Annotated in this window: 5 protein-coding genes and 1 pseudogene; 2 read left to right on the top strand and 4 right to left on the bottom strand. The window is 36.8% G+C overall.

The window, feature by feature from the left end:
* Window positions 1-30 precede the first annotated feature (30 nt).
* Entirely contained in the window at window positions 31-951 is a 921-nt protein-coding gene (locus tag AB4623_RS23420; protein WP_076668635.1) for a LysR family transcriptional regulator, read from the bottom strand.
* 122 nt (window positions 952-1073) lie between these two features.
* Here AB4623_RS23420 and AB4623_RS23415 point away from each other — a divergent pair, with 122 nt between their 5' ends.
* Complete coding sequence (locus AB4623_RS23415; protein ID WP_017064536.1) at window positions 1074-2198, top strand: DUF1254 domain-containing protein; 1125 nt, start codon at window positions 1074-1076, stop codon at window positions 2196-2198.
* Between the two features lie 75 nt (window positions 2199-2273).
* Here AB4623_RS23415 and AB4623_RS23410 read toward each other — a convergent pair whose 3' ends face one another.
* Window positions 2274-2765 (bottom strand): hypothetical protein, encoded by a 492-nt coding sequence (locus AB4623_RS23410; protein WP_372147460.1) that lies wholly within the window; start codon window positions 2763-2765, stop codon window positions 2274-2276.
* Window positions 2766-2904: 139 nt separating this feature from the next.
* On the opposite strand from AB4623_RS23410, the gene AB4623_RS23405 reads away from it, so the two are divergent.
* On the top strand, window positions 2905-3375 hold the full coding sequence (locus AB4623_RS23405; RefSeq protein WP_372058363.1) for a hypothetical protein: 471 nt from the start codon (window positions 2905-2907) through the stop codon (window positions 3373-3375).
* Window position 3376: 1 nt separating this feature from the next.
* On the opposite strand, the gene AB4623_RS23400 is transcribed toward AB4623_RS23405, so the two are convergent.
* Together AB4623_RS23400 and AB4623_RS23395 are read right to left on the bottom strand one after the other, a co-directional pair.
* A complete protein-coding gene (locus AB4623_RS23400) occupies window positions 3377-3907 on the bottom strand; it encodes a hypothetical protein (RefSeq protein WP_372058364.1) in 531 nt (176 codons plus the stop codon).
* Window positions 3900-4397, bottom strand: a pseudogene (locus tag AB4623_RS23395) (hypothetical protein); the annotation flags it as partial. The pseudogene AB4623_RS23395 and the gene AB4623_RS23400, both read right to left, overlap by 8 nt.

Here is a 4397-nt window from a genome sequence, read left to right as displayed (position 1 = left end):
TATCGAGTTAAACAGTTGCCAGGAGGACAACTAACCTAACCCATCAACCAACTGGACTATGTTTTCATGTAGCCACAAGTAGAAAGGATCTGACTCCCTTTTTTTGTGTTGATAAAGCAAAATCTGCTTGCTATTGAATGATGGGAGCCTCGCATGACTAACTTCAACTAGGTTATGTGTATTATCGATATACAGTTCTGAAGTTGGAAATAGAGCCTCGGTTTGCGCTGCCACAGCTGCGACATTTGAGATTATTTCGGAACGAAAGACTTCGTTATAATTCAATCCTCTTTGCACCAACATGTTTTCCATCATCCCCTCTTTTTCATTCCACTCAGCCAACTGTGCAATTGCAAATCGACATTCTGAAAGATATTCAAATTCTACAATCTTCTTCAGATGAATAGGATGGGATTTATTCGCATACAACTTAAAGTGATCTTCGGCCAAATGTTTATGCAATATGGCCTTGCTGCCTATTGGGACGTCGTAATTAATGCCTAACTGAATGTTATCTTTCGCTAAATTATCAAGCGTATTCTGGTTCCATATGTGGCAAGAAAATGTCACGTTCGGCGCATGCTTGGCAAGGAATAGGAACAAGATATGAGGCAATGACTGTCCTAAAAGCGGATTAATGGCCAAAGAGATATGCCCAGCGTGGCTGTACGCGTCGAACTTCTTTACCGGAGTTAATGTTTTCTCTAGCAGCGCAATTAAGTCAGGGAGTGACTCTGCGATTTGATTACACCTGTAGGTAGGTTTCATTCCTTGTGGAGTCGAAACAAAGAGCTCATCATCAAGCTGCTCTCGAAGTTTCCGTAACTTCCGACTCACAGAAGGCTGAGCAAGAAAAAGTCGCTCCGCAGCATGGGTAACATTTTGCTCTTCTATCAAAACATGTAGAACCTTAAGTAGGTTCAAATCGATCTTGTTTAGCGCAGCTTTCAAAGTACCAACCTCACAGGTATAACATATTTGTCATACCTGCGATTCTATATAGTCATTTCATAAATACCAAACTTTTACTTACCATTACCTCAACTTAATAAAACAGAATATGGTATTTAAAAATGAAAAAAACTCTACTTTCTTTATTAGTGGTCACGTCTTTCTCAACGGTTGCAGGAACGTCCACAACCAGCTTTAACAATGAAGATAAATCAATTGAAGACGTCTTTGCTAACATTGACTCTTCTTCGTGGGCGGTAAACCCAGAAGATCATGGTATGACGGTGCATGAGTACATAAACCAAGAAGGCATTTGGTTTGCTGACAATTTTGCTCGCAACTTTAAGTTAGGCTTAAACAACCTTCATCACTTCAAAGAACTGGCGAACAAAGACACTCGTTGGGTTGTATCACCATCCATTGATCACTTGTACTCAATGGGCGTTATCGATACCTCCAAACCATTTACAGTCGTTGTACCTGAGAACGATGGGAAATTAGTTACACTTCACCTTCAAGATATGAACCACACTCAACCATTTTATAAGGTTGGCGCAGGAACTTACGAGTTCACTCCTGAAATGTTCGATACAAAATATGTGCTGATAGGCTTGCGTTTTGCGACAGATGGAACAAAACAAAACGTTAAACGGATTACAGAAGAGCTTCAGCCGAAAGTGAAAATTATCGGTGGTGGTCAAGATCTTGAAGGATTGCCAAAGCCAAACACTGAGGCTATGGAAGCAGTTCGTACTGCATTAATGCCAGAATACGATAAGTTAAATGACACATACGATACAGTTCAATACCGAGCGCAAGATGTGACTGACTGGGAAAAGACTACTTACACAATTGCTGGAGCGTTCGGCCTATCGACAGCTGACACCGCAATGTATGCACCTTACGCACTAGAGAATGCCAAAGGTGAACAATGTTACCAAGCGACATACGAAGCACCTAAATTAGCTAGTGACCTAGGTTATTACTCAATCACTGTCTACGATTCAAAAGGTTATCTCATGTCGAACGAGAATAACATCGTTTCGACCAATCAAGGACTGACGCAAAACGAAGACGGTACATTCACGGTGGTATTCGGTGGTTTAGACTGTAAAAAACATGCGGATGGTAATAACGTAAACTTTGCTTACACCCCTAAAGACAACTGGTCTTTCTTATTACGTGTCTATCAACCTAACGTTGAATCAATGAAGGTATACACCCTGCCCGAGATTGAAAAGATCTAAGTGCTTAACTATTGCTATGTATCAGAAGTTAACGTAACCAGTATGACTTAAAAAAAAGCGCCTCAGGCGCTTTATTTAAACATCTCTCACCCAAACATCATTGACCTGTTGTTTCAGTAAATTAATCACACTTTGATGAATAAAAACCAAACCATAATCTTCTTCAAGCTTGAAAATTAGCCTTTCTTCGAGTGGAATATTCTCTAACTTAGAAAAATCAAACTCCGTTGACTCAATGTCTAACCAGTTCAACTTGCCGTATTGTTTTTCTTTATCCGTCAATTTATAAGTTTGATGGATATAAGGCACTCGATAGTCTTCGTAAACTTTAATTTGATCATCTGTTGGTTGGCTTGGAGAACAATCCACGCGCGCGTCTAACCACTCTACTCCGTGTATGACCAGTTTCTCCACTTTTGATGCAACATCGCTGATGATAAATAGCTTTGGAGAAAACGTCATTTCAAGCAGTAAATCAGGCTCTACTGGCACTATTGGCTTGGGGCTTTGTTGGAATGGGAAGTTAGTTAACGCCTGCTTCGTTAAAATAACATAATTTTCTTTCATAATTTATTTCCTAAACTTAGTGAAGCGGCTTATCGTTGAAAACTAACTGGTCTTAAAAATTTATACGGTGCCAGCAAACGCTTCCATTTTAACCTTAAAAATGATTAAATATCTTATAAACCACCATAGGAAATAAATCATGATTAAAGTAAAGTGTTTTAAATTCGAAGTTGAGTACAAAATAATAAAATCTCATATACAAGACTATTTTTTAGATGAACAGTATCTTGATCTTAAACTAACAGATGAACAGGTTGTTACTCCTTACGTTAAGCTCACTCCAAACCAGTCAGACATACCTAAATTCGACTTAATTGACATGATTGATGGTTATATTACAGAGCACTTTAATGTCATTAGTTGTGCTGTCAGCGAATTTGAAGATTATTTAATCATAAATAGTATATTCACCTTAGAGTTTGATCAAAATAGTACTATAACGTTAAAAGAAAACATAATTACAATGCAACAAGATGATGGAATTTATGAGTATTATATAACTCCTTCATTTAGCAACGCTGACTCTCCATCGCTGACTAAACCTAGCTTGTTAGATATCAAAAACTCATCTATGAAAACCAATGAAAGCATAGAAAACATGACTATGTAAGTTAATTCAAACACACGCTATTTACCACTAGGTCATTGCTTTTAAGGAGAACAGATACAATCTCCTTATCCATCAAGATAGAATAATCATCATCAATGAAGAATATCCTATCCTTTTCGCTTATTCGGTTTGACAAGATAGTTATACTTTGTAATGAGAATGCATCGCCTTCTCTATAAAATATTGAATTCTCATTATCTATACAATTTATTATGGAGTGAACCTTCATATAAAAGTAGTTCTCAACAACTCTTTTCCTATCCTTAATTAATATAGGTGTAATTGATAGATTATAAATATCTAAAGAGGCCAGAATTCTGGCACTTTCATCATTAACAATAAAACCATCAGCATAACGATAGATGCTTTTCATCTTGTAATCATTTATCTCAGAAGTAGAATAGATAACCAACTTGTTATTATATGAAGTAATTTCATCGTACACTAGTTGAAAAGTTCTTTGATCGGACTCTTGAAAATGGAAATCACTTGTAATGTAGTTTTCTGTAACTTCAAATAACTCTTTAACCATAGATTTCGTACGCCGTTTTTAGTCTAGTTCCAGTCATGGCCAATTGTTTTATAGTGTGAGGAGAGACGTAAAAATTATGGTTTCTCTCACTATTACATTTCTCCCTTCCACAACCTAATCCATCGTCCAAAAAGTCCGCACCATTCTTATTTAACTTGATGCTACCGGCTGTAATATCATTAGAAATTGTTTTTGATAAATTATCTATTGCATCAACTATTTCTTGACATTTATAATCTTTGCATTTTTTCATTATTTTCTTAATTTCCTTTCTAACCTTGCCACTGACTAAAAAGTGATATCCCCCAGCAATATCTGTACCTCTATTTTTTTCTTCTATTTTTTTTACATTTTCTTTAGGAATTAGAGCATCGACTGTACCCCATTCTCGGTGATTACCAATATGATAAGGAACTCTCAACTCGCAAGCCATTGCTTCTATTTGTGCAGGTAGCAACAGTATATTCTTCGGATGATTAACATTATATAG

Source organism: Vibrio sp. 10N.222.52.C12, assembly GCF_041474215.1.
Taxonomy (GTDB): Bacteria; Pseudomonadota; Gammaproteobacteria; order Enterobacterales; family Vibrionaceae; genus Vibrio; species Vibrio crassostreae_C.
This window is presented reverse-complemented; position numbering and strand designations above follow the sequence as displayed.

Bases quoted from the DNA above. Each gene is read 5' to 3' on its own strand.
- AB4623_RS23415 (WP_017064536.1), top strand. From the start codon at position 1,074: ATGAAAAAAACTCTACTTTCTTTATTAGTGGTCACGTCTTTCTCAACG.
- AB4623_RS23410 (WP_372147460.1), bottom strand. From the start codon at position 2,765: ATGAAAGAAAATTATGTTATTTTAACGAAGCAGGCGTTAACTAACTTC.
- AB4623_RS23405 (WP_372058363.1), top strand. From the start codon at position 2,905: ATGATTAAAGTAAAGTGTTTTAAATTCGAAGTTGAGTACAAAATAATA.
- AB4623_RS23400 (WP_372058364.1), bottom strand. From the start codon at position 3,907: ATGGTTAAAGAGTTATTTGAAGTTACAGAAAACTACATTACAAGTGAT.